Origin of the sequence: Pseudomonas sp. NPDC087690 (genome assembly GCF_044743175.1) — a bacterium.
GTDB lineage: Bacteria > Pseudomonadota > Gammaproteobacteria > Pseudomonadales > Pseudomonadaceae > Aquipseudomonas.
This window is the reverse complement of sequence record NZ_JBIUVX010000019.1, coordinates 1-26,068: the sequence shown is the minus strand read 5'-3', so window position 1 is coordinate 26,068 and position 26,068 is coordinate 1. Positions and strand designations below refer to the sequence as shown.

19 protein-coding genes are annotated in these 26,068 nt (G+C 59.4%); 5 read left to right on the top strand and 14 right to left on the bottom strand.

Annotation, left to right across the window (positions count from 1 at the left end; genetic code table 11):
• Positions 1 to 826: 826 nt before the first annotated feature.
• From ACIPIZ_RS18105 to ACIPIZ_RS18075, 7 genes are all read right to left on the bottom strand, one after another.
• Positions 827 to 1,543, bottom strand: a complete 717-nt coding sequence (locus ACIPIZ_RS18105) for an ABC transporter ATP-binding protein (protein ID WP_064388664.1) — start codon at positions 1,541 to 1,543, stop codon at positions 827 to 829.
• A complete protein-coding gene (locus tag ACIPIZ_RS18100) occupies positions 1,540 to 2,412 on the bottom strand; it encodes an ABC transporter ATP-binding protein (RefSeq protein WP_401166462.1) in 873 nt (290 codons plus the stop codon). The genes ACIPIZ_RS18105 and ACIPIZ_RS18100 overlap by 4 nt, the downstream gene beginning before the upstream one ends.
• Positions 2,409 to 3,710 carry a high-affinity branched-chain amino acid ABC transporter permease LivM gene (livM, locus tag ACIPIZ_RS18095; RefSeq protein ID WP_064388662.1) on the bottom strand — a complete coding sequence of 434 codons (1,302 nt, stop codon included), beginning with the start codon at positions 3,708 to 3,710 and terminating at the stop codon, positions 2,409 to 2,411. Before livM ends, ACIPIZ_RS18100 begins: the two co-directional genes overlap by 4 nt.
• A gap of 3 nt (positions 3,711 to 3,713) precedes the next feature.
• Positions 3,714 to 4,628 (bottom strand): ABC transporter permease subunit, encoded by a 915-nt coding sequence (locus tag ACIPIZ_RS18090; RefSeq protein ID WP_064388660.1) that lies wholly within the window; start codon positions 4,626 to 4,628, stop codon positions 3,714 to 3,716.
• 240 nt (positions 4,629 to 4,868) lie between these two features.
• Positions 4,869 to 6,002 carry an ABC transporter substrate-binding protein gene (locus ACIPIZ_RS18085; RefSeq protein WP_007915892.1) on the bottom strand — a complete coding sequence of 378 codons (1,134 nt, stop codon included), beginning with the start codon at positions 6,000 to 6,002 and terminating at the stop codon, positions 4,869 to 4,871.
• 368 nt (positions 6,003 to 6,370) lie between these two features.
• Complete coding sequence (locus ACIPIZ_RS18080; RefSeq protein ID WP_401166457.1) at positions 6,371 to 7,654, bottom strand: NAD(P)/FAD-dependent oxidoreductase; 1,284 nt, start codon at positions 7,652 to 7,654, stop codon at positions 6,371 to 6,373.
• Between the two features lie 147 nt (positions 7,655 to 7,801).
• Complete coding sequence (locus ACIPIZ_RS18075; RefSeq protein WP_008078287.1) at positions 7,802 to 9,292, bottom strand: aldehyde dehydrogenase family protein; 1,491 nt, start codon at positions 9,290 to 9,292, stop codon at positions 7,802 to 7,804.
• 164 nt (positions 9,293 to 9,456) lie between these two features.
• Between ACIPIZ_RS18075 and ACIPIZ_RS18070 the strand changes: the two genes are divergently transcribed.
• From ACIPIZ_RS18070 to nadE, 3 genes are all read left to right on the top strand, one after another.
• Entirely contained in the window at positions 9,457 to 10,353 is an 897-nt protein-coding gene (locus tag ACIPIZ_RS18070) for a LysR family transcriptional regulator (RefSeq protein ID WP_401166454.1), read from the top strand.
• Positions 10,354 to 10,551: 198 nt separating this feature from the next.
• Positions 10,552 to 11,775, top strand: coding sequence for a nicotinate phosphoribosyltransferase (gene pncB, locus ACIPIZ_RS18065; RefSeq protein WP_401166451.1), 1,224 nt, complete (start codon positions 10,552 to 10,554; stop codon positions 11,773 to 11,775).
• 4 nt (positions 11,776 to 11,779) lie between these two features.
• Positions 11,780 to 12,607: an ammonia-dependent NAD(+) synthetase gene (nadE, locus tag ACIPIZ_RS18060; protein ID WP_122661059.1), complete on the top strand. Its 828-nt coding sequence runs from the start codon at positions 11,780 to 11,782 to the stop codon at positions 12,605 to 12,607.
• A gap of 147 nt (positions 12,608 to 12,754) precedes the next feature.
• Here nadE and azu read toward each other — a convergent pair whose 3' ends face one another.
• Positions 12,755 to 13,198 carry an azurin gene (gene azu / locus ACIPIZ_RS18055; protein ID WP_122661060.1) on the bottom strand — a complete coding sequence of 148 codons (444 nt, stop codon included), beginning with the start codon at positions 13,196 to 13,198 and terminating at the stop codon, positions 12,755 to 12,757.
• A gap of 340 nt (positions 13,199 to 13,538) precedes the next feature.
• Between azu and ACIPIZ_RS18050 the strand changes: the two genes are divergently transcribed.
• Positions 13,539 to 14,126, top strand: a complete 588-nt coding sequence (locus ACIPIZ_RS18050; protein ID WP_064117208.1) for a TIGR00730 family Rossman fold protein — start codon at positions 13,539 to 13,541, stop codon at positions 14,124 to 14,126.
• 67 nt (positions 14,127 to 14,193) lie between these two features.
• Positions 14,194 to 14,391 carry a hypothetical protein gene (locus tag ACIPIZ_RS18045; RefSeq protein ID WP_064388648.1) on the top strand — a complete coding sequence of 66 codons (198 nt, stop codon included), beginning with the start codon at positions 14,194 to 14,196 and terminating at the stop codon, positions 14,389 to 14,391.
• A gap of 209 nt (positions 14,392 to 14,600) precedes the next feature.
• On the opposite strand, the gene ACIPIZ_RS18040 is transcribed toward ACIPIZ_RS18045, so the two are convergent.
• The 6 genes from ACIPIZ_RS18040 to ACIPIZ_RS18015 form a co-directional block, all read right to left on the bottom strand.
• Positions 14,601 to 15,491 (bottom strand): transglutaminase family protein, encoded by an 891-nt coding sequence (locus ACIPIZ_RS18040; protein WP_064388647.1) that lies wholly within the window; start codon positions 15,489 to 15,491, stop codon positions 14,601 to 14,603.
• Positions 15,491 to 17,977, bottom strand: a complete 2,487-nt coding sequence (locus tag ACIPIZ_RS18035) for a circularly permuted type 2 ATP-grasp protein (protein WP_253480672.1) — start codon at positions 17,975 to 17,977, stop codon at positions 15,491 to 15,493. Before ACIPIZ_RS18035 ends, ACIPIZ_RS18040 begins: the two co-directional genes overlap by 1 nt.
• Before the next feature lie 88 nt (positions 17,978 to 18,065).
• Positions 18,066 to 21,341 carry a DUF2126 domain-containing protein gene (locus ACIPIZ_RS18030; protein ID WP_401166446.1) on the bottom strand — a complete coding sequence of 1,092 codons (3,276 nt, stop codon included), beginning with the start codon at positions 21,339 to 21,341 and terminating at the stop codon, positions 18,066 to 18,068.
• 534 nt (positions 21,342 to 21,875) lie between these two features.
• Entirely contained in the window at positions 21,876 to 24,188 is a 2,313-nt protein-coding gene (locus tag ACIPIZ_RS18025) for a YgiQ family radical SAM protein (protein WP_064388640.1), read from the bottom strand.
• Positions 24,189 to 24,374: 186 nt separating this feature from the next.
• Complete coding sequence (dnaB, locus tag ACIPIZ_RS18020; protein ID WP_008078305.1) at positions 24,375 to 25,772, bottom strand: replicative DNA helicase; 1,398 nt, start codon at positions 25,770 to 25,772, stop codon at positions 24,375 to 24,377.
• Positions 25,773 to 25,892: 120 nt separating this feature from the next.
• Positions 25,893 to 26,068 (bottom strand): 50S ribosomal L9 C-terminal domain-containing protein (locus ACIPIZ_RS18015; RefSeq protein ID WP_401166544.1); only part of this gene is annotated, 176 nt, incomplete at its 5' end.

Genomic DNA, 26,068 nt, shown 5'->3' with positions numbered 1-26,068 from the left:
CTTCGGCCACCGCAGCAGCCCTTGGAATAGAAAATCAGCAGGCAGCATGCCCGCCCGCGCATTCACGGGCAACACCCACAAGCGGTACAAAAAACAACCAACTCTGTCGACGCCACAGCCCCCGTGGCCTGTAGCCATGTGCGCGCATGTTATCCACAGTCCCTTCCACAGTTTCCGGGGGCAAGTGCAAACGCGCAAAGCCCCGCCACACAAGGCTTTGCGGGCGAAATAGAAAGTTTTTTGCTTGACCCTGAAGTGGCGGATGTGCCGGACATGGCATTTTGCACGAAGGGACGTTCAGCACAGTGATTGCGCGAGGCCAGTAATTACGGCGCTCAGCGCGGTCTTTCCAGAGTTTAATCACAGACTTATCCACAGACTTGACCATCTGGAACTGGCTGAGTGGCGATACCCAGAAAAAGGTTGACAACGACGTCTTCAGCTCCCGCAAAACCTCCTGATCAAAAAACAACCACACACTTGCAGGCCACGGTTTACAAGGCGCCCAGCCAGATACACCCACGTTATTCACAGCCAGCTCCACAGCAAACGGGGACAAGTCAAAACTGTGGAAAAACAGCCATTTGCAGCGTCTATATGTCGCGCTTTGGCAGCTTCGGGAATTTGTTTTCCACAATTCTGGAATTCGGCGCAGATCAACTGTAGGAGCGAGCCTGCTCGCGATAGCGGTGTATCAGTCACCGGTGATGGCGAATGGGAAACCGCGATCGCGAGCAGGCTCACTCCTACAGGGGTTTGCGGTGAATTTTGGATATAAAAAAGCCCCGGGACTTGCGTCGCCGGGGCTGTGCATAACGTGGAAGAATCAGTGCCCGCCCAGATAGGCGTTACGCACTTCCTCGTTCACCAATAGCTCTTTTCCCGTGCCAGTCAGGCGAATCTCGCCGTTAACCATCACATACGCCCGATCCGACAGTTTCAGCGCATGGTTGGCGTTCTGCTCGACCAGGAAGATGGTCATGCCGGTTTTCGCCAGTTCCCGCAGGGTCGCGAAGATCTGCTTCACCACAATCGGCGCCAATCCGAGGCTCGGCTCATCAAGCAGCAACAGCTTCGGCCGGCTCATCAATGCGCGGGCAATGGCGAGCATTTGCTGCTCACCGCCAGACATGGTCATCGCCCGCTGGTTACGTCGCTCTTCAAGCCGTGGAAACAGCTCGAACATACGCTGCATATCCTCTTTGGCGTACTTGTCGCCAATCGGGATGGTGCCCATCAGAAGGTTTTCCTCGACGGTCATGTCAGGGAACACCCGCCGCCCTTCCGGCGACTGCGCAATGCCGTTGGAGGCGATGTAGTGCGAGGACTTGTGGGTGATGTCGACGCCTTGATAAAGGATCTGCCCGCCCGCCGCCCGTGGCTGGCCGAAGATCGACATCAGCAACGTCGATTTGCCGGCGCCGTTGGAGCCGATCAGGCTGACGGTTTCCCCTTCATTGATTTGCAGCGAAACACCTTTGAGCGCCTGGATCGGGCCGTAGAACACGTCGAGGTCTTTGAGTTCGAGGATCGGTTGCGTCATACCAGCTCCTCTTCGTCGGCGCCCAGGTAGGCGGCAATCACTTTCGGGTCGTTGCGAATGGCTTCAGGCCCGCCTTCGGCGATGACGATGCCGTGGTCCAGCACCACGATGTGGTCGGAAATACTCATAACCATGCCCATGTCGTGTTCGATCAGCACCACGGTCAGATCGTGCTCGTCGCGCAGCAGCCGGATCATCGCGCTCAGCGCTTCGGTTTCCTGAGGATTGAGGCCGGCGGCCGGTTCGTCGAGGCAGATGATCTGCGGCCGCGTGCACATGGCCCGGGCGATCTCCAGACGGCGTTGCTGGCCGTACGAGAGCTCACCGGCGAGACGGTTGGCGCAGTCGACCAGATCGACCACTTCCAGCCAATAGAACGCGCAGTCCAGCGCATCGCTTTCGGCCTTGCGATAGCCCTTGGTGTTGAGGATGCCGGCGAGCATGTTGCGGTTGACCCACATGTGCTGGGCCACCAGCAGGTTTTCCAGCACCGACATTTCCTTGAACAAACGAATGTTCTGGAAGGTTCGCGCCAGGCCTGCACGGTTTACCAGGTGCGTGCCGCCGAACATCTTGTAGTACATGCGGCTGAGGAAAGATTTCGGCGAGACGAAGTCGGTCGGTTTGAACGACTCGCCGAGCAACTGGATGACGTTGGTCTGCTGGCCGCGCACGTTGAGTTCGATCTTGCCGCCGGAAGCTTTATAGAAACCGGTCAGGCAGTTGAACACCGTGGTCTTGCCGGCGCCGTTGGGGCCGATCAGGGCGAATATCGTGTTGCGTTTGACCTTCAGGCTGACGTCGCTCAAGGCCTTGATGCCGCCGAAATGCATCATCTGTGTTTGACGAGCGCGTCCGACTTCACTCATGGCGCAGTCCTCTCATAGTGAATGGCACCTTTGCGTGGAGTGACCCCGGTACGGCTGATGCGGATCAGCCCGCGTGGTCGCCAGATCATCATCAAGACCATCAGGATGCCGAACAGCAATACGCGATATTCGGCGAAGCCGCGCAGCAGTTCCGGAGCGACGGTAAGCACGAACGCGGCGATTACCACACCGATGGTCGAGCCCATACCGCCAAGCACAACGATGGCGAGGATCAGCGCCGATTCGAAGAAGGTGAACGAGGTCGGGTTGACGAAGCCTTGGTAGGTCGCAAAAAACACACCGGCGAGGCCTGCGGTCGACGCACCGATGGTGAACGCCGAAAGCTTGACCAGCACGTGGTTAAGGCCCATCGAGCGGCAGGCAATTTCATCTTCCCGCAAGGCTTCCCAGGCGCGGCCCACCGGCATCTTCACCAGACGATGCTTGATGTACAGCACGGCCAACACCACCAGGAACAACACCGCGTAGATGAAGTAGTACTTCACATCCGGGTTGTAGGCGATACCGAAGAACTCGTGAAACGGCACCCCGCCATCCTTTGCCCGTTTGCCGAACTCCAGACCGAAAAACGTCGGCAGCGGTGCCGGCATACCGTTCGGGCCGCCCGTCAGCGACAACCAGTTGTTGAGGATCAGGCGAATGATTTCACCGAAGCCCAGGGTCACGATCGCCAGATAGTCGCCGTGCAGACGCAGCACCGGAAAACCGAGGATGCAGCCGGCCAGCCCGGCCGTGATGGCTGCCAGCGGCAGCACCGTCCAGAAACCCAGACCGAGGTATTGATAACCGAGCGCCAGACCGTAGGCGCCGATGGCGTAGAACGCCACGTAACCAAGGTCGAGCAGACCGGCCAGACCGACCACGATGTTCAGCCCCAGCCCCAGCAACACGTAGATCAACCCGAGGATGACCACGCCCAGCAGATAGGAGTTGGAGACAAACGGAACAATGACGGCCAGCACAATCAGCAGCGGGATGATCCAGCGCAGCGAGGATTTATGATCGGCAGGCAACACATGCACACCGGAACCGGTGCTCTCGAATCCGTCGAGAATTTTCAGGCCTTTGGGCGTTTGCAGGAACAGGCTGAGGGCAAAGCGACCGAGCATGACAACGCCAATGATCCAGGCCACGCGGGTCGGTTCGAGGTTGAAGCTGTATCCCTCGAGCACGACGCCGACAATCGGGCCGAAAACAATCAGGGCAATCAGGCCGGCAAGAATCGCCTCAACCAGGCTTTTTTTGATATCGATGGATTTTTGAGTGGTTGAAGACATCGCTTACACCTTCGACACAAGAGGACGGCCCAACAGACCTTGTGGTCGGAAGACCAGAACAAGTACGAGCAGCGAGAAGCTGAACACGTCTTTGTAGTCGGAGTTGACCAGACCGGAGAACAGCGACTCGGAAATGCCGAGGATGATTCCGCCGAGCATCGCGCCAGGCAGCGAACCGATTCCGCCCAATACCGCTGCGGTAAATGCCTTGATGCCAATGATGAAGCCGGCATAGAAGTCGAAAGTGCCGTAGTTCATGGTGATCAGCACACCGGCCAGCGCCGCCATGGCTGCACCGATGATGAACACGTAGGAAATGACCCGGTCGGTGTTGATGCCGAGGATCGATGCCATCTTGCGGTCTTGCTGGGTCGCGCGACACATACGACCGAGCTTTGTGTACTTGATGATGTAGGTCAGCAGCCCCATGCCGACAAACGCGGCCACCAGAATAAAGACTTTGGTGTAGGTCAGTTGCACGAAACCGGTACCGATTTCGACACGCCATGCACCGGTCAGCAGGGTGGGTACGCCCTGTTGTTTGGCGCCTTGAGCGATCTGTGCATAGTTTTGCAGGATCAGGGAAATACCGATGGCGCTGATCAGCGGTGCCAGTCGGGTGGAGTTGCGCAGGGGTTTGTAAGCGACTCGCTCGATGACCCAGCCATACACCGCCGTAACGACGATGGTGAAGATCAGGGTGCCGAGCATCAGCAGCGGGAAGGATTCAATACCGAAGTAAGCCAGCAGAGCCAGACTGATTGCCGCCAGGTAAGCGGAAATCATGTAAACCTCGCCGTGGGCGAAGTTGATCATGCCGATGATGCCATAGACCATTGTGTAGCCGATGGCGATCAGGCCATAGACCGACCCGAGGGTCAGGCCGTTGACCAGTTGCTGCAGGAAAATACCATCCATAACGCAATCTCACGCAGTGAGAACCTGCACGCCTGTGGACGTGCGGCTCTTCTAAGGAAAATACAGATTTACGTCGGAGCAATGTCAGCCACGATTCACCCGTCACCACCGCCCCCTGTAGGAGTGAGCCTGCTCGCGATAGCGGATTAACATTCAACACATGTGTTGCCTGTAACTCCGTCATCGCGAGCAGGCTCACTCCTACAAAGGAACCGTGGGATCAACTGATCGCGTCAGCCCTTACTTCTGTTTTTCCAGCTGGTGATATTTGCCGTCCTTGTCCCACTGGTAAACCACGTAGTCGGAGACTTTCAGGTCGCCCTTGGAGTCCCAGGTTTTTTCACCCATGACGGTTTTCACCGGATTTTTCTTCAGCCAGGCCGCAGCCTCTTCACCCTTGTTGGACTTCGCGCCATTGAAGGCAGCAGCCAGGGTCTGCACCGAAGCGTAGGCGTACAGGGTGTAGCCCTCAGGTTCGGTACCGGCCTTGCGGAAAGCATCTACTACGGTCTTGCTGTCTGGCAGCAGGCGTGGGTCGGCGCCGAAGGTCATCAGTACGCCGTCGACGAATTGCGGGCCACCGGCGGTGGTCACCAGTTCGTCAGTCACGATGCCGTCATCGGACATGAACTTGACGTCTTTCAGGCCTTGTTCACGCAGTTGGCGAACCAGCGGGCCGGCCTCCGGGTGCAGACCGCCGAAGTAGACGACGTCGGCGCCGGCGCCACGGATCTTGGTGACGATGGTGCTGAAGTCTTTTTCACCACGGGTCAGGCCTTCGTACAACACGGGCGTTACGCCGCGCTTGACCAGTTGTGCCTTGGTGGCATCCGCCAGGCCTTGGCCGTAGGTGTCTTTGTCGTGCAGCACGACGACTTTCTTGCCCTTGAGCACATCAACGATGTAGTCGCCGGCAACGATGCCCTGTTGGTCGTCACGCCCGCACATACGGAACATGGCGCTGAGACCGCGCTCGGTGACTTGCGGGTTGGTCGAACCCGGGGTGATCGCGATGATCCCGGCTTCGTCGTAGATTTCCGACGCTGGAATGGTCGAAGAGGAGCAGAAGTGACCGACCACGCCGGCGACTTTCTGGTTGGTGAGGTCCTTGGCGACCGTCACGGCCTGCTTCGGTTCGCAGGCGTCATCGCCTTTGACCAGAACGATTTTCTCCCCGTTGACGCCACCTGCCGCGTTGACTGCGTCAGCTGCCGCCTGTGCACCCTTCATGTACTGCTCGCCAAATGCCGCGTTGGCGCCCGTCATCGGACCCGCTACACCGATTTTCACATCAGCTTGAGCAAACGCAGAAACACCCAACGCAGTAGCCACTGCGAGGGCCAGAAAGCCTTTCTTGTAAAACGTCTGGGACATGAGGTGGTGCTCCAAGGTTTTTTTTAGTTGGCACTGCGACTTCACTTCACTGAATGCTCAGAGCAAGGGCCGTGCCATCGGTTTTTTATTCTTCAAAAAGTCGCTGCTTTCTTGTTATTTCGACTGTTTCGTTCCCATTTTCATTGGGCGTGCAACCGTCTAAACCGCGGAAGGTGAAACCATTTATTTTTTCAGGCGCAACCCGCACGCGCCATCATTGCAACCGCGGCGCCAAACAACGTGCAACCAGCCTGTAACAGCCCGCGTCACCGAACTGCACACTGCTGGTGCGGGACTGCTACAACCCGCACCATTACAGGCTAGTCGCTGCATCGAAAAGCGCTGCTTCCGGCAACATATTTCAACACTCAAATGACGATGCGCAGGCACTGGCCCGCGTGATACAGCGAGAACCCGGCCTCGTACAGGCAACTGCGCAAGCCCACGCCGGCCAGGGGCTGCATCGGTGCGAAAGGAATCGGCAGCGCCCCGGGATTACCATTACACAGGTAATCGGCGAAGGCTTTGCCGACCACCGTACCGGTAGTGACGCCCCGACCGTTGTAGCCCGTGACGGCAACCAGTCCGGGAGCAGGTTCAAACAAACGCATGAGGTGGTCGGGCGTAAACGCAATGCGCCCGGTCCAGGTGCATTCCCATTCAACCGGTTTCAAATTGGGGAAATAATGCTGCTGCACGCGGTCGGCCCAGGCTTTGAGAAACCAGGCCGGCTTTTGATTGCCGTTGCCAAGGCTGCCGAGCAATAACCGTCCTTCTTTGTCGCGGCGAATGCTGCTCAGGACTTGGCGGGTGTCCCACGAGCCCTGCCCGCCCGGAAGAATTTGCTGCGCGGCGTCTTCGGTCAGCGGCACCGAGGCGACCTGATAGTAGTAACCGGGGAAGAAGTTGCGTTTGAGTTCGGTCCAGTCGCCTTCGGTGTAAGCGTTGGAGGCGATGACCACTTGTTCGGCGAGCACCGAGCCGTGCTCAGTTTGCACCGACCAGTTCGCGCCCTGACGTTCGAGTTGGGTGACCGGGGAATGGTCGAACATCTGCCCGCCCAGACCGATGACGGCATGCGCCAGCCCGGTGACGTAAGCCATCGGGTTGAGTGTGCCGGCGCGGCGATCGAGCAAGGCGGCGGCGATTTTTTGTGTACCGGTGGCCTGTTCGCAGGCTTTGCCGGTCAACAGCTCGACCGGTGCACCACGACGTTTCCATTGTTGCTCGCGACTGCGCAGATCCGCCTCGCCCTTGGCGTTATGCGCCATATGCAGCGTGCCTTCGCGGCGTAACTGGCAATCGATGTTGTATTTATCCACAAGGCTGAACACCAGCGCCGGCGCGGCCCCGAGCATGCGGTTGAGCTGACTGCCGACCGCTTCACCGAAACCGGCCTCGATCTCGTCCGGCGGGATCCACATGCCGGCGTTGACCAGCCCGACGTTGCGCCCGGAACCGCCGTGACCCGCGCGATGGGCTTCCAGCACGCAGACGCTTTTGCCTTTTTCCAACAAGTGCAGCGCCGCCGACAACCCGGTGAACCCGGCGCCGATCACGCAGACATCGACTTTGACTTCGCCCTTGAGCGCGGTGTTATCCGGCCTTTGTGGCGTGAGTTTTTCCCACAGACATTCTTCGCGTAACGGCATTGCCAGACTCCAACAGAAACCTAACCAAATGCGCTTGTGGGGCCGCCAAAAGATCGCAGCCTTCGGCAGCTCCTACAAAACCGCAGCCTGGCGCCACCTATGTAGGAGCTGCCGAAGGCTGCGATCTTTTCAGCTTTTCCTCCATCCTCAGTCGAAGGTGATGCCCTGCGCCAGCGGCAACTCCAGCGAGTAGTTCACGGTGTTGGTCTGACGGCGCATGTATCCGCGCCATGCATCGGAACCCGATTCACGCCCACCACCCGTTTCCTTCTCACCACCAAACGCACCACCAATCTCCGCGCCGCTCGGGCCGATGTTGACGTTGGCAATCCCGCAATCGCTGCCCACCGCCGACATGAACTGCTCAGCCTCGCGCACGTCCGTGGTGAAGATGCACGACGACAACCCTTGCGGCACCGCGTTGTTCAGGCGCAGCGCTTCCTCGAAATCGTTATAGCCAACCACATACAGAATCGGCGCGAAGGTTTCGCTGCAGACCACATCACTCTGTTCGGGCATTTCAACAATCGCTGGCGACACGTAGTAGGCGTTGGGGAACTGATCTTCCAGTTGACGCTTGCCGCCAAACACCCGACCACCCTCGCTCAATGCCTGCTCCAGCGCATCCTGCATGTTTTCAAAGCTGTGCTTGTCGATCAGCGGGCCGACCAGATTGCCTTCCAGTGGGTTGCCGATGCGTACTTTCGAATAAGCAGCCTTGAGGCGGGTGACGATTTCTTCCTTCACCGATTCATGGGCGATCAGACGACGCAACGTGGTGCAGCGCTGACCGGCGGTACCGACGGCGCTGAACAGAATCGCGCGCACGGCCATGTCGAGGTCGGCGCTTGGGCCGAGGATCATCGCGTTGTTGCCGCCCAGTTCCAGAATGCTGCGAGCAAATCGCGCGGCAACTTTCGGCGCTACTTCGCGGCCCATGCGCGTGCTGCCGGTGGCGCTGATCAGGGCGACACGCGGGTCATCGACCAGCGCTTCACCCGCGTCGCGACCACCGATGATCACTTGGCAAAGATTCGCCGGCGCATCGGTAAAATTCTTCACCACACGATCAAACAGCGCCTGACAGGCTAGTGCGGTCAGCGGAGTTTTTTCCGACGGTTTCCACACCACCGGGTTACCGCAGACCAGCGCCAGCGTGGTGTTCCACGCCCACACCGCGACCGGGAAGTTGAACGCGCTGATCACCCCGACCACGCCCAGCGGATGCCAGGTTTCACGCATGTGGTGGCCCGGACGTTCGGAGGCGATGGTCAAACCGTAGAGTTGGCGAGACAGACCGACAGCGAAGTCGCAGATGTCGATCATCTCCTGCACTTCACCCAGACCTTCCTGGGTGATTTTGCCCGCCTCCCACGAAACTAGTTCGCCGAGGTCGGCTTTGTATTCACGCAACACTTCACCGAACTGACGCACCAATTCGCCGCGACGCGGGGCCGGAATCTTGCGCCATTGCTCGAACGCATGATCTGCGCGACTGATGTGCTGCTCGACTTCGGCCGGGCCTTCCCAGTTCACAGCGGCGATGCGGCTGCCGTCGATCGGCGAATGCACCGGCACTTTGCCGTTCTGATACAGGGCCGGGTTCACACCTAGACGATCAAGCAATGCGGCAACCATGGGTCACTCCTCAAGCAAAAAACTGAATGTGTGCGGCCGCTGTTTGCACGACCGGGCAGGCCTTTAGTTGTAGCGTCACATTGGCAAGGCAACAAACGACCTTTACGCGAGATATCATTCCGTTTATTCATGCTGAGCACAGAAAGACAAGAAAAGGATCGGCCATGCTGAACAAACGCCACTTGCCCTCGATCACTGCCCTGCAGTGCTTCGAAGCCGTGACCCGCCACCTGAGCTTCACCCGCGCCGCCGAGGAACTGAACCTGACCCAGAGTGCGGTGAGCAAGCAGGTCGCGCAGCTTGAGGAATTGTTACAACACTTGTTGTTCCTCCGCGTGCGCCGACGTTTGCAGATGACCCCGGCCGGGGATTTGTACTTGGTTGAGGTGCGAAAAATCCTCACGCAAGTGGAGATGTCGACGCATTACCTGCGTTCCTACGGCGGCGAAACTGAAGTCCTGCGCGTATCTACTCCATCGACCTTCGGCGCGCGCTGGCTGGTGCCGCGCCTGAAAGGCTGGCGGCTACGTCATCCGTCGATTCATCTGGACTTGTGCAACGAGCAGGAAGCGGATGATCTGCTGCAGGGGCGCAGCGATCTGGCGTTCTATTTCGGCCAGGGTTCGCGGCCCGGCACGGAATGCCTGAAGTTGTTCGGCGAAGAGCTGGTGCCGGTGTGTGCGCCGGGCAGCCTGCCGGAGAAGCCGTTTACTGATCCGACGCAACTCAGCGATCTGGTTCTGCTGCAAAATGCCTCGCGCCCGCAGGCCTGGCACGACTGGTTCGACAGCCAGGGCTACCAGACCGAACACAGCTATCACGGGCCACGGTTTGAAACCTTCTATATGTGCATTCGTGCCGCGCAGGTCGGCTGTGGTGTGGCGCTATTGCCACGGTTTCTTGTGGAGGAGGAATTGGCCGACGGCAAACTGGTCATTCCCTGGCAGCATGCAATGCCGAGCACCGACGCTTATTACCTGGCGTACCCGGAGCATGCGGCGGAAGTGCCGAAGGTGCGCGATTTCGTCAAATGGATGCTCGAACAGATCGACAATCCCTGACCGACCTCTCCGTAGGAGCTGTCGAGTGCAACGAGGCTGCGATCTTTTGATCTTGAAAACCAACATCAAAAGATCGCAGCCTGCGGCAGCTCCTACAGAAGCCCAGCAGAAATTGCTGGCAATCCCCACCGCTGATATGCGCCACTAGCGCCATTGATTGAGACCGCGCCACAGCGCGGCGCACCTGGAGACCCCGTTATGAGCGAGAGCGTGTTTGCCGATCGCATCGTGCAGAACCTGCTCGACACCGACTTCTACAAATTGACGATGATGCAGGCGGTGCTGCACAACTACCCCAACGTCGAAGTCGAATGGGAGTTTCGTTGCCGTAACAGCGAGGATCTGCGCCCGTATCTGGCCGAGATCCGCTATCAGATCGAACGTCTGGCCGAGCTGAGCCTGAGTGCCGATCAACTGAGTTTTCTTGAGCGCATCAGCTTCCTGAAACCGGACTTCCTGCGTTTCCTCGGGCTGTTCCGCTTCAACCTGCGCTATCTGCACACCGGTATCGAGAACGGCGAACTGTTCATCCGTCTGCGCGGACCGTGGCTGCACGTGATTCTCTACGAAGTGCCGTTGCTGGCGATCGTCAGCGAAGTGCGCAACCGCTATCGCTACCGTGAAACCGTGCTCGAACAGGCGCGCGAGCAGCTCTATCGCAAGTTCGACTGGCTGACCGCCAACGCCTCGGCCGATGAGCTATCGCAACTGCAAGTCGCCGATTTCGGCACGCGCCGGCGGTTTTCGTACGGCGTGCAGGCTGAAGTGGTGAACGTGCTCAAGCACGATTTCCCGGGGCGTTTCGTCGGCACCAGCAACGTGCACCTGTCCCGTGAACTCGACATGAAGCCATTGGGCACCATGGCTCACGAGTGGATCATGGCGCACCAGCAACTCGGTCCACGGCTGATCGACAGCCAGATTGCTGCTCTTGATTGCTGGGTGCGTGAATACCGGGGCTTGCTCGGCATTGCGCTCACCGACTGCATCACCACCGATGCTTTCCTCGGCGATTTCGATCTGTTCTTCGCCAAGCTGTTCGACGGTCTGCGCCACGACTCCGGCGATCCTGTGGTGTGGGGCGAAAAATGCATCGCGCACTATCACAAGCTCGGCATCGACCCGATGAGCAAGACCCTGGTGTTCTCCGACAGCCTGACCCTGCCCAAATCGCTGGAGATCTTCCGCGCGCTGCACGGTCGGATCAACGTCAGCTTCGGCATCGGCACCAACCTCACCTGTGACATTCCGGGTGTCGAACCGATGAGCATCGTGCTTAAAATGACTGCCTGCAACGGCCAACCGGTGGCGAAGATCTCCGACGAGCCAGGCAAGTCCCACTGCAAAGACCCGAATTTCGTCGCCTACTTGCGGCACGTGTTCCAGGTTCCTGCCGATTCCAGTCTATCTAGCAAGGAGTGAATTCATGCAAGCCGTACAGCGTGAGATTGCGCAGCAGCTCAAGGTGCAACCGCCGTTCGTCGACTACCAGGCCCTGCAGGCCGAAGTCGCCCGGCGCATTACCTTCATTCAGGATTGCCTGGTCAATTCCGGGCTCAAGACGCTGGTGTTGGGTATCAGCGGTGGCGTCGATTCGCTGACCGCAGGTCTTCTGGCCCAGCGCGCAATGCGTGAGCTGCGCGATCAAACCGGCGACAACAGCTACAAATTCATCGCCGTGCGCCTGCCATATGAAACCCAGTTCGACGAACACGACGCGCAGGCTTCGGTGGACTTCATTGCTCCGGACGAGCGCCACACGGTCAACATCGGCCCGGCGGTGAAATCACTGGCCAGTGAAGTGGCGGCGTTTGAAGGCAAGCACGCGGTGTCGGTGGACTTTGTGCTCGGCAATACCAAGGCACGCATGCGCATGGTCGCCCAATACACTATCGCCGGCGCGGCGCACGGTCTGGTGATCGGCACCGATCACGCGGCGGAAGCGGTGATGGGCTTCTTCACCAAGTTTGGTGACGGCGCCTGCGATCTGGCGCCGCTCAGCGGTCTGGTGAAAAACCAGGTTCGGGCGATTGCCCGCAGCTTTGGTGCGCCGGAGTCGCTGGTGGAGAAAGTGCCAACGGCGGACCTTGAGGATCTGTCGCCGGGCAAACCGGACGAAGCGTCCCATGGCGTGACGTATGCCGAGATCGATGCGTTCCTGCATGGCGAATCGGTGCGTCAGGAAGCGTTCGACATCATCGTCGCGACTTACAACAAGACCCATCACAAACGCGTGATGCCGTTTGCGCCGTAAGTTGCAAGCCCCAGTAGGAGCTGTCGAGTGAAACGAGGCTGCGATCTTTTGATCTTCAAAAACAAAATCAAAAGATCGCAGCCTTCGGCAGCTCCTACAGAAAACAAAAAAGCGTCCCGAGGGACGCTTTTTTTATGCCTGACTCAATTACTTGACGGTAATCGTGCCTTTCATCATCGAGATGTGGCCAGGGAACGAGCAGAAGAAGCCGTAGCCGCCGTCTGCAATCTTCGCCACGTCAATGGTCAGCGAATCAGTTTCCTTCGCGCCAATGATCTTGGTGTGAGCGATGATGCGTGCGTCACCTTCCGGCAGGTAGTTCTTGTCGATACCAGCAGCCAGGCCAGCGGTAGCGATCGACTGCATGTCAGCTTCTTTACTGATCACCAGGTTATGGCCCATGACGTTCTTCGGCAGGTTGCCGGAGTGGGTCAGCTCAACGGTGAAGGTCTTGCAGCTCTTGTCGATCACGATTTCCTTGGTGTTGAAGGACATCTGATCGGTGGAGTCAACGGTGGTTTTGCACTCGGCAGCCATCAATTGGCTGCTGGCCAGCGCCAGCAGGGATACCGCAACAACTTTGGAAAACATGGTGAATCTCCAAGGCAGGGTTAACAAAAACACTAATGGTGGAAAGACTGCCTGAAATCTTCGCAAGTTCCTATGACTTGAGTCAAAAATTGTATACAACTTTCAGGCTATGACACTCATCGAGACAATCTAACGGCCAGATTCCCCGGCCCGCCCTATGATCGGCGCATCTACTGAGACGGAGTGCCTGTCATGTTCTTTAACGGTCTGTTGTGCAGTTTGCTCGCCGCCTACGCCTGTGGCGCCAGCGGTACCTTTGAATCGCCTGAACGCGAAGTTTAGGCCTTGGATCGAGGCGTGCCAGCCATTACCCTGTGACGGATTGACCCAGGAGGAAGGCATGTCTCTGAAATCCGTGTGTGTATTTTGTGGCGCCAATGCTGGCACTGATCCGGCTTACACCGAAGCCGCCATTGCCCTTGGCCGTGCTTTGGCCGAGCGCAAACTGACCCTGGTCTACGGCGGCGGCGCCGTAGGTTTGATGGGGATTGTCGCTGATGCTGCGCTGGCCGCTGGCGGTGAAGTCATCGGCATCATCCCGCAAAGCCTGATGGACAAGGAAATCGGCCACAAGAGCCTGACGCGGCTGGAAGTGGTCGATGGCATGCACGCACGCAAGGCGCGGATGGCTGAACTCAGCGACGCATTCATCGCCCTGCCCGGCGGCCTCGGCACGCTGGAAGAGCTGTTCGAAGTCTGGACCTGGGGTCAGCTCGGTTACCACGGCAAACCCTTGGGATTGCTGGAAGTGAACGGTTTTTACAGCAAACTCACTGCATTTCTTGACCACATCGTCGGCGAAGGCTTCGTTCGCGCGCCACACCGTGACATGCTGCAAGTGAGCGAATCACCGCAAACGCTGCTCGATGCCCTGGATAACTGGAAGCCGACCGTTACGCCAAAGTGGGTCGATCAAAAACCCGGCTAACCACCGGGCACCGATACAGGGCAGAATACGCGCCGCTCAACCTCACCTTCGACCAAGAGGAACGCCCATGGCCAAACCCAATTACTCCTTCGCCAAACGTCAACGAGACCTGGCAAAGGAACAGAAGAAAGAGGAAAAGCTTCAGCGCAAGAAACAAACCGCTGAAGAAGCAGCACTGAACCCTGAGGGTGAAGTGGCAACGGAAGATGATGTTGATGCAATCGATGCAACTGAAGCACCGAAAGATCAGGCGCCCGACGCCTGAGCCCCACCGGGTTTGATGATCGAATCAGACCCTGCGGATTTGTGACGGGGCTGGCAGTTTCACTGCCGGCCCTCACAGCCTTTCCCCTCGAGTACACCCCAAATCCCTTGTAGGAGTGAGCCTGCTCGCGATAGCGGTGTGTCAGTTGAAATATTTGCTGCTGACTCACCGCTATCGCGAGCAGGCTCACTCCTACAGTTTGATCGGCGTCAGTCCAATGGCATCACGGTGACCCGCACTTCGGGATCGTGATTGCCGCCGCCGAGGATTACCCCGCGTAGCGGTGACACATCGGAAAAATCCCGCCCCCACGCCAGAGTGATGTGCTCCAGCGCCGGCTGCACATTGTTGGTCGGATCAAAATCCACCCAACCCAGCACCGGGCAAAACACCGATACCCAGGCATGCGACGCATCGGCGCCGATCAAACGCGGCTGCCCCGGTGGCGGCTGAGTCAGCAGATAACCGCTGATGTAACGCGCAGCCAATCCCCGTGAGCGCACGCAAGCGAGCATCAGATGGGCAAAGTCCTGACACACCCCGCGCCGCCGCTCCAGCACCTCCACCAGCGGTGTCGCCACCTGGGTCGCCTCGGCATCGAAAGTGAATTCGCTGAAAATCTTCTGCATCAAGTCCTGCACGCACAGCAGTAGCGACTGGCCCGCTGGAAAACAGCTATCGGAAAACTCGACGAAGCTGCGCTTCAAATGCACATAGGGTGACTGGAACCGATACCGACAGGCTTCCAGCAGATCGGCGGACAGCGGCTGACTGCTGTAGGTCAGCGCATCCCGTGTCAGCTCCCAGGCCGGGGACTGGTTGAAATCCAGCGTCGGGCGCGCGAGCACCTCAATAGTGAGCCGCGCATTGACCTGCAACTCATCATGCGGGCGTTCGAAGGCCAAGCGCGTCAGCGGATTGCCGAACACGTCCAGCTCATCGCGGCGCGCGGTCGGCTCCGGGCTGATCAGCAATTGCTGCTCGGTGCAGCGCTGCCACGTGCACTCGCGGGGCCAGAGATGCGCCAGTTGCTGCGCCAAAGACACCGGGCTGTCGTAGTGATAACAGGTGTCGTGAAGGATCTGGTAATGCGCGCTCATCAGACGGACACCGTACGCTGGCTGACATCATCGACGTGAGCGAAATGGCGCAGGGCCAGACGATCCGAGACCTGACCGCTGGCCTCGGCGATTTCCTGAAGCAAATCCGCCAGACCATTGAGCGCCGCGCGTACGCTGGATTCGCCGAACAGCGGATTCTCCAGACACCCCAGATCGAACTGCGCCAGACGTTCGACCAATCGTGGCAACCCGGCCTCCCGCGGGACGCCGAAATCATCGTTCAAACGCTTCAACGTACGAGTCACCAGTTTCAACTGGAACAACACCGCGTGGGGGTTCTGCTCGTCGAGCAACAACAGGTCGAGGACCGGAATCAATTGCGCCACCGCCAGATAACGTGAGCGGTAGGTGATGCTGCTGTTGCCCAGTTCCAGCAGCCACTCCAGACCGGCCTGATCAAACGCCCCGGCACCGCGCAGAAACGCCGCCAGACTGCTGCTGAGAAACTGCAGACGCTCGATACGCCGGCCAATCATCAGAAAACGCCAGCCCTCATCACGGGTCATGTCGTCGAGGGCAAAACCGGACAGCGCCGCCAGCGACATCACCAGGCGATTGAGGAAATCCAGCAACTCGCCGAAATCCGGTTCATCGGTGTCCAGTTCCGTTGCTTCACGCTGCAATTCGACCAGCGCCTGCCAGTTTTCCCGTGAAAGCTTGCCGCGCACCTGCGAGGCCGCCCACTGCAGACGTTGCAGGTTGGAGCGCAGGCTGAACGACCAGTCATCGCCGAGCAGCGCGGCCAGCAAGCGCTCTGGCAACTCACCTTCATCCGGCAACAGCGTCAGTCGCTCGCCAAGGTCGACCGCCGCTTGCAAGGCTTGCGGGTCATCGCCATCGACATAGCGCGCGAGCATGATCCGCAGCAGCCGTGCACTGTCATCGCAGCGTTCGCAGTAGCGGCCAAACCAGAACAGGTTTTCCACCACCCGCGAGGGCAGATAAGGATCGCGGCGGACGAGATCATGCACGCCGACATTGCGTTGGGTTTTCCACTGTTCGCCGCTTGGCGGACGATCACCCAGCACCCAGGTGTCCTTGCTCGCGCCGCCGCGTTGCATCGACACCACCTCGGCATCGGCCTCGGCGGCCACGCGGGTCAGACCGCCGGGCAATACTCGATAACCCTCAGCACTGGCAACGGCATACATGCGCATGCCAATCGCCCGCGGTTGAAGCAGGCCGTTTTCGGCCTGCCAGATCGGCGCATGAGAGAGTTGCGCCAATTCTTGCGCAACATAGGCATAAGGCCGCGCCTGCATGCGCTCAGCTAGATTCTGACGCTGTTTTTCACTCAGATTACGACCAAACACAGGGGCGAAGGTTTGCGAGGGAAAGGCCGGTTTGATCAACAGCTCCGGCAGTTTTTCCAGCGCCTGCGCCAGCACCGGCGCTTCGCCGCACCACCATGTGGCGATAGACGGCAGGATCAGTTCTTCGCCGAACAGGTATTGGTTGATCTTCGGCAGAAACCCCAGCAACCCCGGCGACTCCAGCACGCCGCTACCCAACGCGTTAGTCACCAGCACGCGGCCCTGACGCACCGCTTCAAGCAGACCGGGCACGCCGAGCGCCGAGTCCGTGCGCAGCTCCAACGGATCGCAGAAATCGTCGTCGAGCCGGCGCATGATCGCGTGCACCCGACGCAGGCCACTGAGGGTTTTCAGATACACCGTAGCATCGCGCACGGTCAGGTCACCGCCCTCGACCAGGGGATAACCGAGCTGGCGGGCGAGATACAAATGTTCGAAGTAGCTTTCGTTGAAGCGCCCCGGCGTGAGCAAGACCACCAGCGGCGCGTCATCGCCGCTCGGCGCCTGACGCACGAGGGTTTCCTGCAAGGTGCGGAAGAAACCGGCCAGGTGCTGCACCTTCAGGTCGCGGTACAGCTCGGGAAAGGCGCGGGAGACAATGGTGCGATTTTCCAGCGCATAACCGGCACCCGAGGGTGCCTGGGTGCGATCAGCCGTCACCCACCAGCGGCCGTCTGGCGTGCGCGCCAGATCCACCGCGTAAAGATGAAGAAAAGCCCCTTCCGGTGGGGCAATGCCCTGACACGGCCAGAGAAAATTGTTGTGGCCGAAGACCAGTTCCGCCGGCAGCAACCCCTCACTGATCAGCTTTTGTGGGCCATAGAGATCCGCCAGCACGGCATTGAGCAGTCGCGCACGCTGAGCGATCCCGGCCGACAGCTGTTGCCATTCATCAGCTGCAATCACATGCGGCAGCAGATCCAGTTCCCACGGCCGATCGGCGCCTTTCGGATCGGCGTAAACGTTATAGGTGACACCGTTTTCCTGAATCTGCCGCGCCAGCAACGCCTGGCGCTGCACCAGTTGCGCCGGAGTGCTGCGCTGCAACTGATCGAACAGTCGCTGCCAATGCGGGCGCACCGCGCCACTGCTGTCGAGCAGTTCATGATAAGTGCCCGCCGTCAGCGGGTAGCGGTCTAGCAGGTCAGGCATGGAAAGCTCGGCAGACAGCAGGGAACGGTCAGACTAACGCAGGCACATGACGCGCGGATATACGAAAAATCCGCGTGTCGTGCAGGACTTAGAAACGTCGTAAATCGATTGTCATCGGCAGCTCGTCACTGATTTCCACATTCGGTACAGGAAGTTTCCCCGGCGTGTGTCCAACGCGGAAGAATCGCGCCATCCGCCGGCTCTCGGCCTCATTGGCGTTGACCGGCAGTGTTTCGTAATTGCGCCCGCCGGGATGGGCGACGTGGTATTGGCAGCCGCCCAGCGAACGGCCCATCCAGGTGTCGAGCAAGTCGAACACCAACGGGGCGTGCACCGGAATCGTCGGCTGCAAGCAGTTGGCCGGTTGCCACGCCCGGTAACGCACACCGGCAACGAATTCACCTACACGCCCGGTCGGATGCAACGGCACCGCCACGCCATTACAGGTCAGCAGATAGCGCTGCGGCGGCAGCCCTTTGAGCTTGACCTGCAGACGCTCCAGAGATGAGTCGACGTAACGCACCGTGCCGCCTGCCGCGCCCTCCTCACCCAGCACATGCCAAGGTTCCAGCGCCTGACGCAGCTCCAGTTCGATGCCATTGACGGCGTAATCGCCAACCTTGGGGAAACGAAACTCCAAATGCGCGGCGAACCATTCGGCCCGCAATGGATAACCAGCATTGTTGAGTTCGACGATGACGTCAGCGAAGTCCTGCTCGATAAAGTGCGGCAGCAAAAAGCGATCGTGCAACTCAGTGCCCCAGCGCGCCAGTTTCGGCGGCGCATAAGGTTCACGCCAGAATCGTGCGACCAGCGCCCGTAACAACAACTGTTGAGCGAGGCTCATACGCGCATGCGGCGGCATTTCAAAAGCACGCAGCTCCAGCAGACCGAGACGGCCAGTGGCGCCGTCCGGCGAGTACAGTTTGTCGATACAGAATTCGGCACGGTGAGTGTTGCCGGTGACGTCGATCAGCAAGTTGCGCAGCAGTCGATCGACCAGCCACGGTGCGCATTCCTCGCCGGGTTCGGGCATCTGCGCAAAGGCGATTTCCAGTTCGTACAGCGAATCATTGCGCGCCTCGTCGACTCGCGGCGCCTGTGACGTCGGGCCGATGAACAATCCGGAAAACAGATACGACAACGACGGATGGTTGTGCCAGTAACTGATCAGGCTGCGCAGCAGGTCCGGGCGACGCAGAAACGGCGAGTCCGCCGGTGTCGCTCCGCCGAGCACGAAATGATTGCCGCCGCCGGTGCCGGTGTGGCGGCCGTCGATCATGAATTTTTCGGTGGTCAGGCGGGTCTGGCGCGCCTCTTCATAAAGAAACTCAGTGCGCTCGACCAATTCGTCCCAAGTCGCCGAGGGCTGCACATTGACCTCGATCACGCCAGGGTCGGGGGTAATTCGGAAATTATTCAGGCGTTGATCGCTCGGCGGCTCGTAGCCTTCCAGCAATACCGGGCAATGCAGTTCTTCGGCGGTGGCTTCGATGGCGGCCACCAGTTCCAGATAGTCTTCGACCCGCTCCAGCGGCGGCATGAACAAGTACAAACGCCCTTCGCGGGCCTCAGCGCAGAATGCGGTGCGGGTCAGCCAGTCGGCGGATTCGTCGATTTTCGGCACGCGTTCGTCAGCCGTCGCCGCTTCACCCGGGCTATTGAGCTGTGCCATTTCCGGCAGCTCAGGGAAGTCCTGATTTTGATCCTGCGGATGAACAAACGGGTATTCGGCGGCCTTCACCCACGGCTGCGAACCCAACGGCAGGCGATAGCCCAGCGGCGAATCCCCCGGGACGAGTCGGCAATGCTCGTCTCGCAGGTACCAGCGCCCGCTCTGCCATTGATCGCCCTTGGCCGTACGTGCCAGCGGCAGCACTTGGCCGATCACCTTGTTCAACCCCTGACTGAAGACCTTGCGCAGTCGCGCACGCTCCAGCGGCTCCTGCAGACGCGAATCTTCGGCGCTGACATTGCTCGGCAACGTGCCCTCGCGCCAGAGGTAATAGAAATTGTCCTCGTAGGCCGGAAACACAAAACGCGTAGGCAACTTCAGTCGCTCGGCGACACTGGCGAGGAAGCGTCCGGCCAATTCGCCATCGGCGCCGTAACCCTGTTGCTCGTCGGCGATCAAAGCATCGTTGTGCCAGATCGGCACGCCGTCACGGCGCCAGTAGCAATTGAGCGACCAGCGCGGCAGTTGCTCGCCGGGATACCACTTGCCCTGGCCAAAATGCACCAGGCCTTTCGGCGCGTAATGCTTGCGCATGCGCTGGAACAGTTCGGCGGACAGTCGACGCTTATCATCACCCAATGCGGCGGTGTTCCACTCGGCGCCGTCAGGATCATCGATGGAAACAAAGGTCGGTTCGCCGCCCATGGTCAGGCGCACGTCATCCGCCAGCAGATCGGCGTCTATCTGGCGACCGAGCGCCTGGATCGCCAGCCACTGCTCATCGGTGTAAGGCTTGGTGACGCGCGGCGCCTCCCAAATCCGTTCCACTGACATTTCATGACTGAACACACATTCGCATGGCTCGACCAAGCCGCTGATCGGTGCCGCCGAGGACGGATCGGGACTACAGGCCAACGGGATATGCCCTTCACCAGCAAACAGCCCGGACGTGGCATCCAGACCAATCCAGCCAGCGCCCGGCAGATACACCTCGCACCAGGCGTGCAGGTCGGTGAAATCCACTTCGGTGCCGGACGGACCATCGAGGCTCTTCACATCGGCGGTCAGTTGAATCAGGTAGCCGGAGACGAATCGTGCAGCCAGGCCGAGGTTACGCAGCAGTTGCACCAGCAGCCACGCCGAGTCGCGGCAGGAACCGGAGGCGTGTTCGAGGGTGTGCTCCGGGGTTTGCACGCCCGGTTCCATGCGGATCAGGTAACCGATGTCTTCGCTCAGGCGTTGATTGAGCGCCACGAGGAAATCCACAGCAGGCAGCGGCGTGCGGTCGATGGCGTCCAGATAGGCTTTGAATTTCGGCGTCAGCGGCAGGGTTTCGAGGTACGGCGCCAGCTCCTTGCGCTCATCGGCGGCATAGGTGAAGGGGATTTTTTCGGCATAAGGTTCAAGGAAGAAGTCGAATGGATTGAACACCGCCATCTCGGCAAGCAGATCGACTTCGATGCGTAGCTCACTAGTCTTCTCGGGGAACACCAGTCGCGCAAGATAGTTACCCTGCGGGTCTTGCTGCCAATTGATGAAATGCTGCTCGGGCGAGACTTTCAGCGCATACGACAGAATCCGCGTGCGGCTGTGGGCAGCCGGGCGCAGGCGTACGATCTGCGGGCCGAGTTCGACAGCGCGGTCATAGCGGTAATGCGTGACGTGATGCAATGCGACATGAATCGACACGGCGTGCCTCCTGCGAGCCTAAGCGTATTCGAAAGCGCGCAAGACTTATGCCATGCACAGGCTTGGGCGCTTTCCCGGAATGCTCAGGGCAGTACAGCACCAAAATCGGGCGATGCGGGGAAATGGTTTGGGCTGATTGCACGTAAATGTTGCGAAGAGCCCCTCACCCTAACCCTCTCCCCGAGGGAGAGGGGACTGACCGAGGTGGATATAAGAGATACGCCGACTTGAAAGTTCTGAGTCGAACTCAGGTTTGAAAAGCATGGAGATCTGTTGCGAAGAGCCCCCTCACCCTAGCCCTCTCCCGGAGGGAGAGGGGATTGACCGAGGTGCATTTAAGAGATGCGCCGACTTGAAAGTCCTGAGTCGAACTCAGGTTTTGAAAGGCATGAAGATCTGCTCCCTTTCCCCCTCGCCCCCCTTGGGGGAGAGGGCTGGGGTGAGGGGGATGGATCTTGCGGCCTACATATATCCAACGGCAGAAATGCAAAACGCCAACCCGAAGGTTGGCGTTCTGTTCAGCTAAAAAGCAACTTAGCGCGGAACGACCGGCTTGCGGGTCGGCTTCGGCCCTTTGCCTTTCGCAGCGTCCTTGCGTTCCTTGGCCGCCTGCTGGTTACGGGCAAACGCCGCCGCCTTGGCCTGTTCACGCTTGTCCCAAGGGTTACCGCCGTCACTGGCACGCGGCGGCAGACCGGTGTGCTGAGTGAGGATCTTGGTGGTCTTCTCTTTGCCTTCCTTCGCCACTTTATGGCTGCCGGCCGGCGTCGAGTTCTTGCGACGAGCGCTCTGGTAGCTGTCGGTGGCCGGTTGATGCGTCGGGATCAACTGGTCCTTGCCCGGACCGATCAGGTCGCCGCGGCCCATGCGGATCAGCGCTTCGCGCAGCATCGGCCAGCCTTTCGGGTCGTGATAACGCAAGAACGCCTTGTGCAGACGACGCTGCTCTTCGCTCTTGACGATAGTCACGCCATCGCTCTTGTACGTCACCTTGCGCAGCGGGTTCTTGCCCGAGTGGTACATCGCGGTGGCGGTGGCCATCGGCGACGGGTAGAACGCCTGCACCTGGTCAGCGCGGAAGCCATTGCCCTTGAGCCACAAGGCCAGGTTCATCATGTCTTCGTCGGTGGTGCCCGGGTGCGCGGCGATGAAGTACGGAATCAGGTACTGCTCTTTGCCCGCTTCCTTGGTGTACTTCTCGAACATGCGCTTGAACTTGTCATAGCTGCCAATGCCCGGCTTCATCATCTGGTTGAGCGGACCTTCCTCGGTGTGTTCCGGGGCGATCTTCAGGTAACCACCGACGTGGTGGGTCACCAGCTCTTTGACGTACTCCGGCGATTCGACCGCGAGGTCGTAACGCAGGCCGGAGGCGATCAGAATCTTCTTCACACCCGGCAATGCACGGGCGCTGCGGTACAGCTGAATCAGCGACGAGTGATCGGTGTTCAGGTTCGGGCAGATGCCCGGGAACACGCAGGACGGCTTGCGGCACGCCGATTCGATTTCCGGCGTTTTGCAGGCGATGCGGTACATGTTCGCGGTCGGGCCGCCGAGGTCGGAAATGACGCCGGTGAAGCCTGGCACCTTGTCGCGGATCTCTTCGATTTCGCGAATGATCGACTCTTCGGAACGGTTCTGGATGATCCGGCCTTCGTGCTCGGTAATCGAGCAGAAAGTGCAGCCGCCGAAGCAGCCACGCATGATGTTCACCGAGAAACGGATCATGTCGTAGGCCGGGATCTTCTCCTTGCCATACGCCGGGTGCGGAACGCGCGCGTAGGGCATGCCGAACACGTAGTCCATTTCTTCAGTGGTCATCGGAATCGGCGGCGGGTTGAACCAGACGTCGACTTCGCCGTGCTTCTGCACCAGCGCGCGGGCGTTGCCCGGGTTGGTTTCCAGGTGCAGCACGCGGTTGGCGTGAGCATACAGAACGGCGTCGCCACGCACCTTTTCAACCGATGGCAGGCGGATCACGGTCTTGTCGCGGGTCATGCGCGGGCTGGCCAGAATCTGTACGACCTTGGCTTCCTGCGGATCTTCAACCGGACCTTTTTCCTGCTCGATGGCACAGGCCTGGGTGTCCTGGGTGTTCACGTACGGGTTGATGATCTTGTCGACCTTGCCCGGACGGTCGATACGTGTCGAGTCGACTTCGTACCAGTCTTTCGGCGTATCGCGACGAATGAACGCGGTGCCGCGCACGTCGGTGATGTCTTCGATCTTGTGGCCGTAAGACAAACGCTGGGCGACTTCGACAATCGCGCGTTCGGCATTGCCGTACAGCAGAATGTCGGCGCTGGCGTCGATCAGGATCGAGTTGCGCACGCGATCCTGCCAATAATCGTAGTGCGCGATACGGCGCAGGGAAGCTTCGATGCCACCGAGGACGATCGGCACATGCTTGTAAGCTTCCTTGCAGCGCTGGCTGTAAACCAGGCTCGCGCGATCCGGACGCTTGCCGGCCATGCCGCCCGGCGTGTAGGCGTCGTCGGAACGGATTTTCTTGTCGGCGGTGTAGCGGTTGATCATCGAGTCCATGTTACCGGCCGCGACGCCGAAGAACAGGTTCGGCTCGCCGAGCTTCATGAAGTCGTCTTTGGACTGCCAGTTTGGCTGGGCGATGATCCCGACGCGGAAGCCTTGCGACTCCAGCAGCCGGCCGATGATCGCCATGCCGAACGACGGGTGATCGACGTAGGCATCACCGGTGACGATGATGATGTCGCAGGAATCCCAGCCAAGCTGATCCATCTCCTCCCTGCTCATTGGCAGGAATGGCGCTGGCCCGAAACATTCGGCCCAGTACTTTGGATAGTCAAATAACGGCTTGGCTGCTTGCATGTCGATAACCGGTGTTGGCTTTCATTGAATTTCGCGGGCGCGGAATATAGCACAAATTTTGACCATTCCGACGGCTGTGGTCGGAAATTGGTGGCGACCCTATCGCTGGCAAGCCAGGTCCCACAGGACCGATGCGATCTCTGTGGGACCTGGCTCGCCAGCGATGGGACCCTTCAGGACGTTAAATTACTCGTCGTCGTCGAAGTTATAGCTGCCCGGCGCCAGGTTTTCGAAGCGGGTGTACTTACCGATAAACGCCAGGCGAATAAAGCCGATTGGCCCGTTCCGCTGCTTGCCGATGATGATCTCGGCAATGCCCTTGTGCTCGGTTTCCGGGTGATACACCTCGTCCCGGTACACGAACATGATGACGTCGGCGTCCTGCTCGATCGCTCCGGATTCCCGGAGGTCGGAGTTGATCGGGCGCTTGTTCGGCCGCTGCTCCAGGGAACGGTTGAGCTGCGACAACGCCACCACCGGGCAGTTGAATTCCTTGGCCAGGGCCTTCAAGGAACGCGAGATTTCCGAAATCTCGTTAGTCCGGTTGTCACCGCCGGAACCTGGAATCTGCATCAACTGCAGGTAGTCGATCATGATCAGACCGATCTCACCGTGCTCACGCGCCAGGCGTCGGGTACGCGCACGCATTTCCGACGGGCTGATGCCGGCGGTATCGTCGATGAACAGCTTGCGGTCATTGAGCAGGTTGACCGCCGAGGTCAGGCGCGGCCAGTCATCGTCTTCCAGTTGGCCGGAACGCACCTTGGTCTGGTCGATGCGGCCCAGCGAAGAAAGCATACGCATGACCAGCGATTCGCCTGGCATCTCGAGGGAATACACCAGCACGGCCTTGTCGCTGCGCAGTACGGCGTTTTCCACCAGGTTCATCGCAAAGGTGGTTTTACCCATCGACGGACGACCGGCGACAATGATCAAGTCAGCCGGCTGCAGGCCGCTGGTTTTCTCGTCGAGGTCGGTGTAGCCCGTGGACAGGCCGGTAATCGCGTTGTCAGTGTTGAACAGCGTGTCGATGCGATCAATGGCCTTGGTCAGCAAATCGTTCACACCCACCGGGCCACCGGTTTTCGGCCGGGCCTCGGCAATCGCGAAGATCTGACGCTCGGCTTCGTCGAGGATTTCCTCGGCAGTGCGGCCTTCCGGGTTGAAAGCGCTGTCGGCAATCTCGGTGCTGATGCCGATCAGTTGGCGCAACGTCGCACGCTGGCGGACGATCTGCGCATAAGCCTTGATGTTGGCGACGGACGGCGTGTTTTTCGCCAGCTCGCCGAGGTAACCGAGACCGCCGACTTGCGAGGTCTGACCTTCCTTGTCCAATTGCTCGGCAAGGGTCACGACGTCGATCGGCGAGTTCTGATCGGCCAGCTTGGCGATCGCACGGAAGATCAGGCGGTGGTCATGTCGATAGAAATCGCCGTCGGAGACTTGATCGAGCACGCGTTCCCAGGCGTTGTTGTCCAGCATCAGACCACCGAGCACAGCCTGTTCGGCCTCGATGGAATGCGGCGGCACCTTCAGGGCAGCGGTTTGCAGATCGTATTGCTCGGGAGCGGAGATATCGTTCATGGCCACTTGTGTTGTTTGGAAAAACGGGGAATTCAGAAAGACAAAGGGCACGACCTGTAAACAGGATCGTGCCCGATGTTAACCGTCTGACGGACAAGCCGCCAGCCGATCAGGTGTTGCTTAAGCTGCTACCACGACAACGCGTACGGTGGCTTCAACTTCGGCGTGCAGGTGCACAGCCACGTCGAATTCACCTACGTTGCGGATGGTGCCGTTCGGCAGACGAACTTCGCTTTTCGCAACTTCAACGCCGGAGGCGGTCAGTGCGTCAGCGATGTCGTGAGTACCGATCGAAC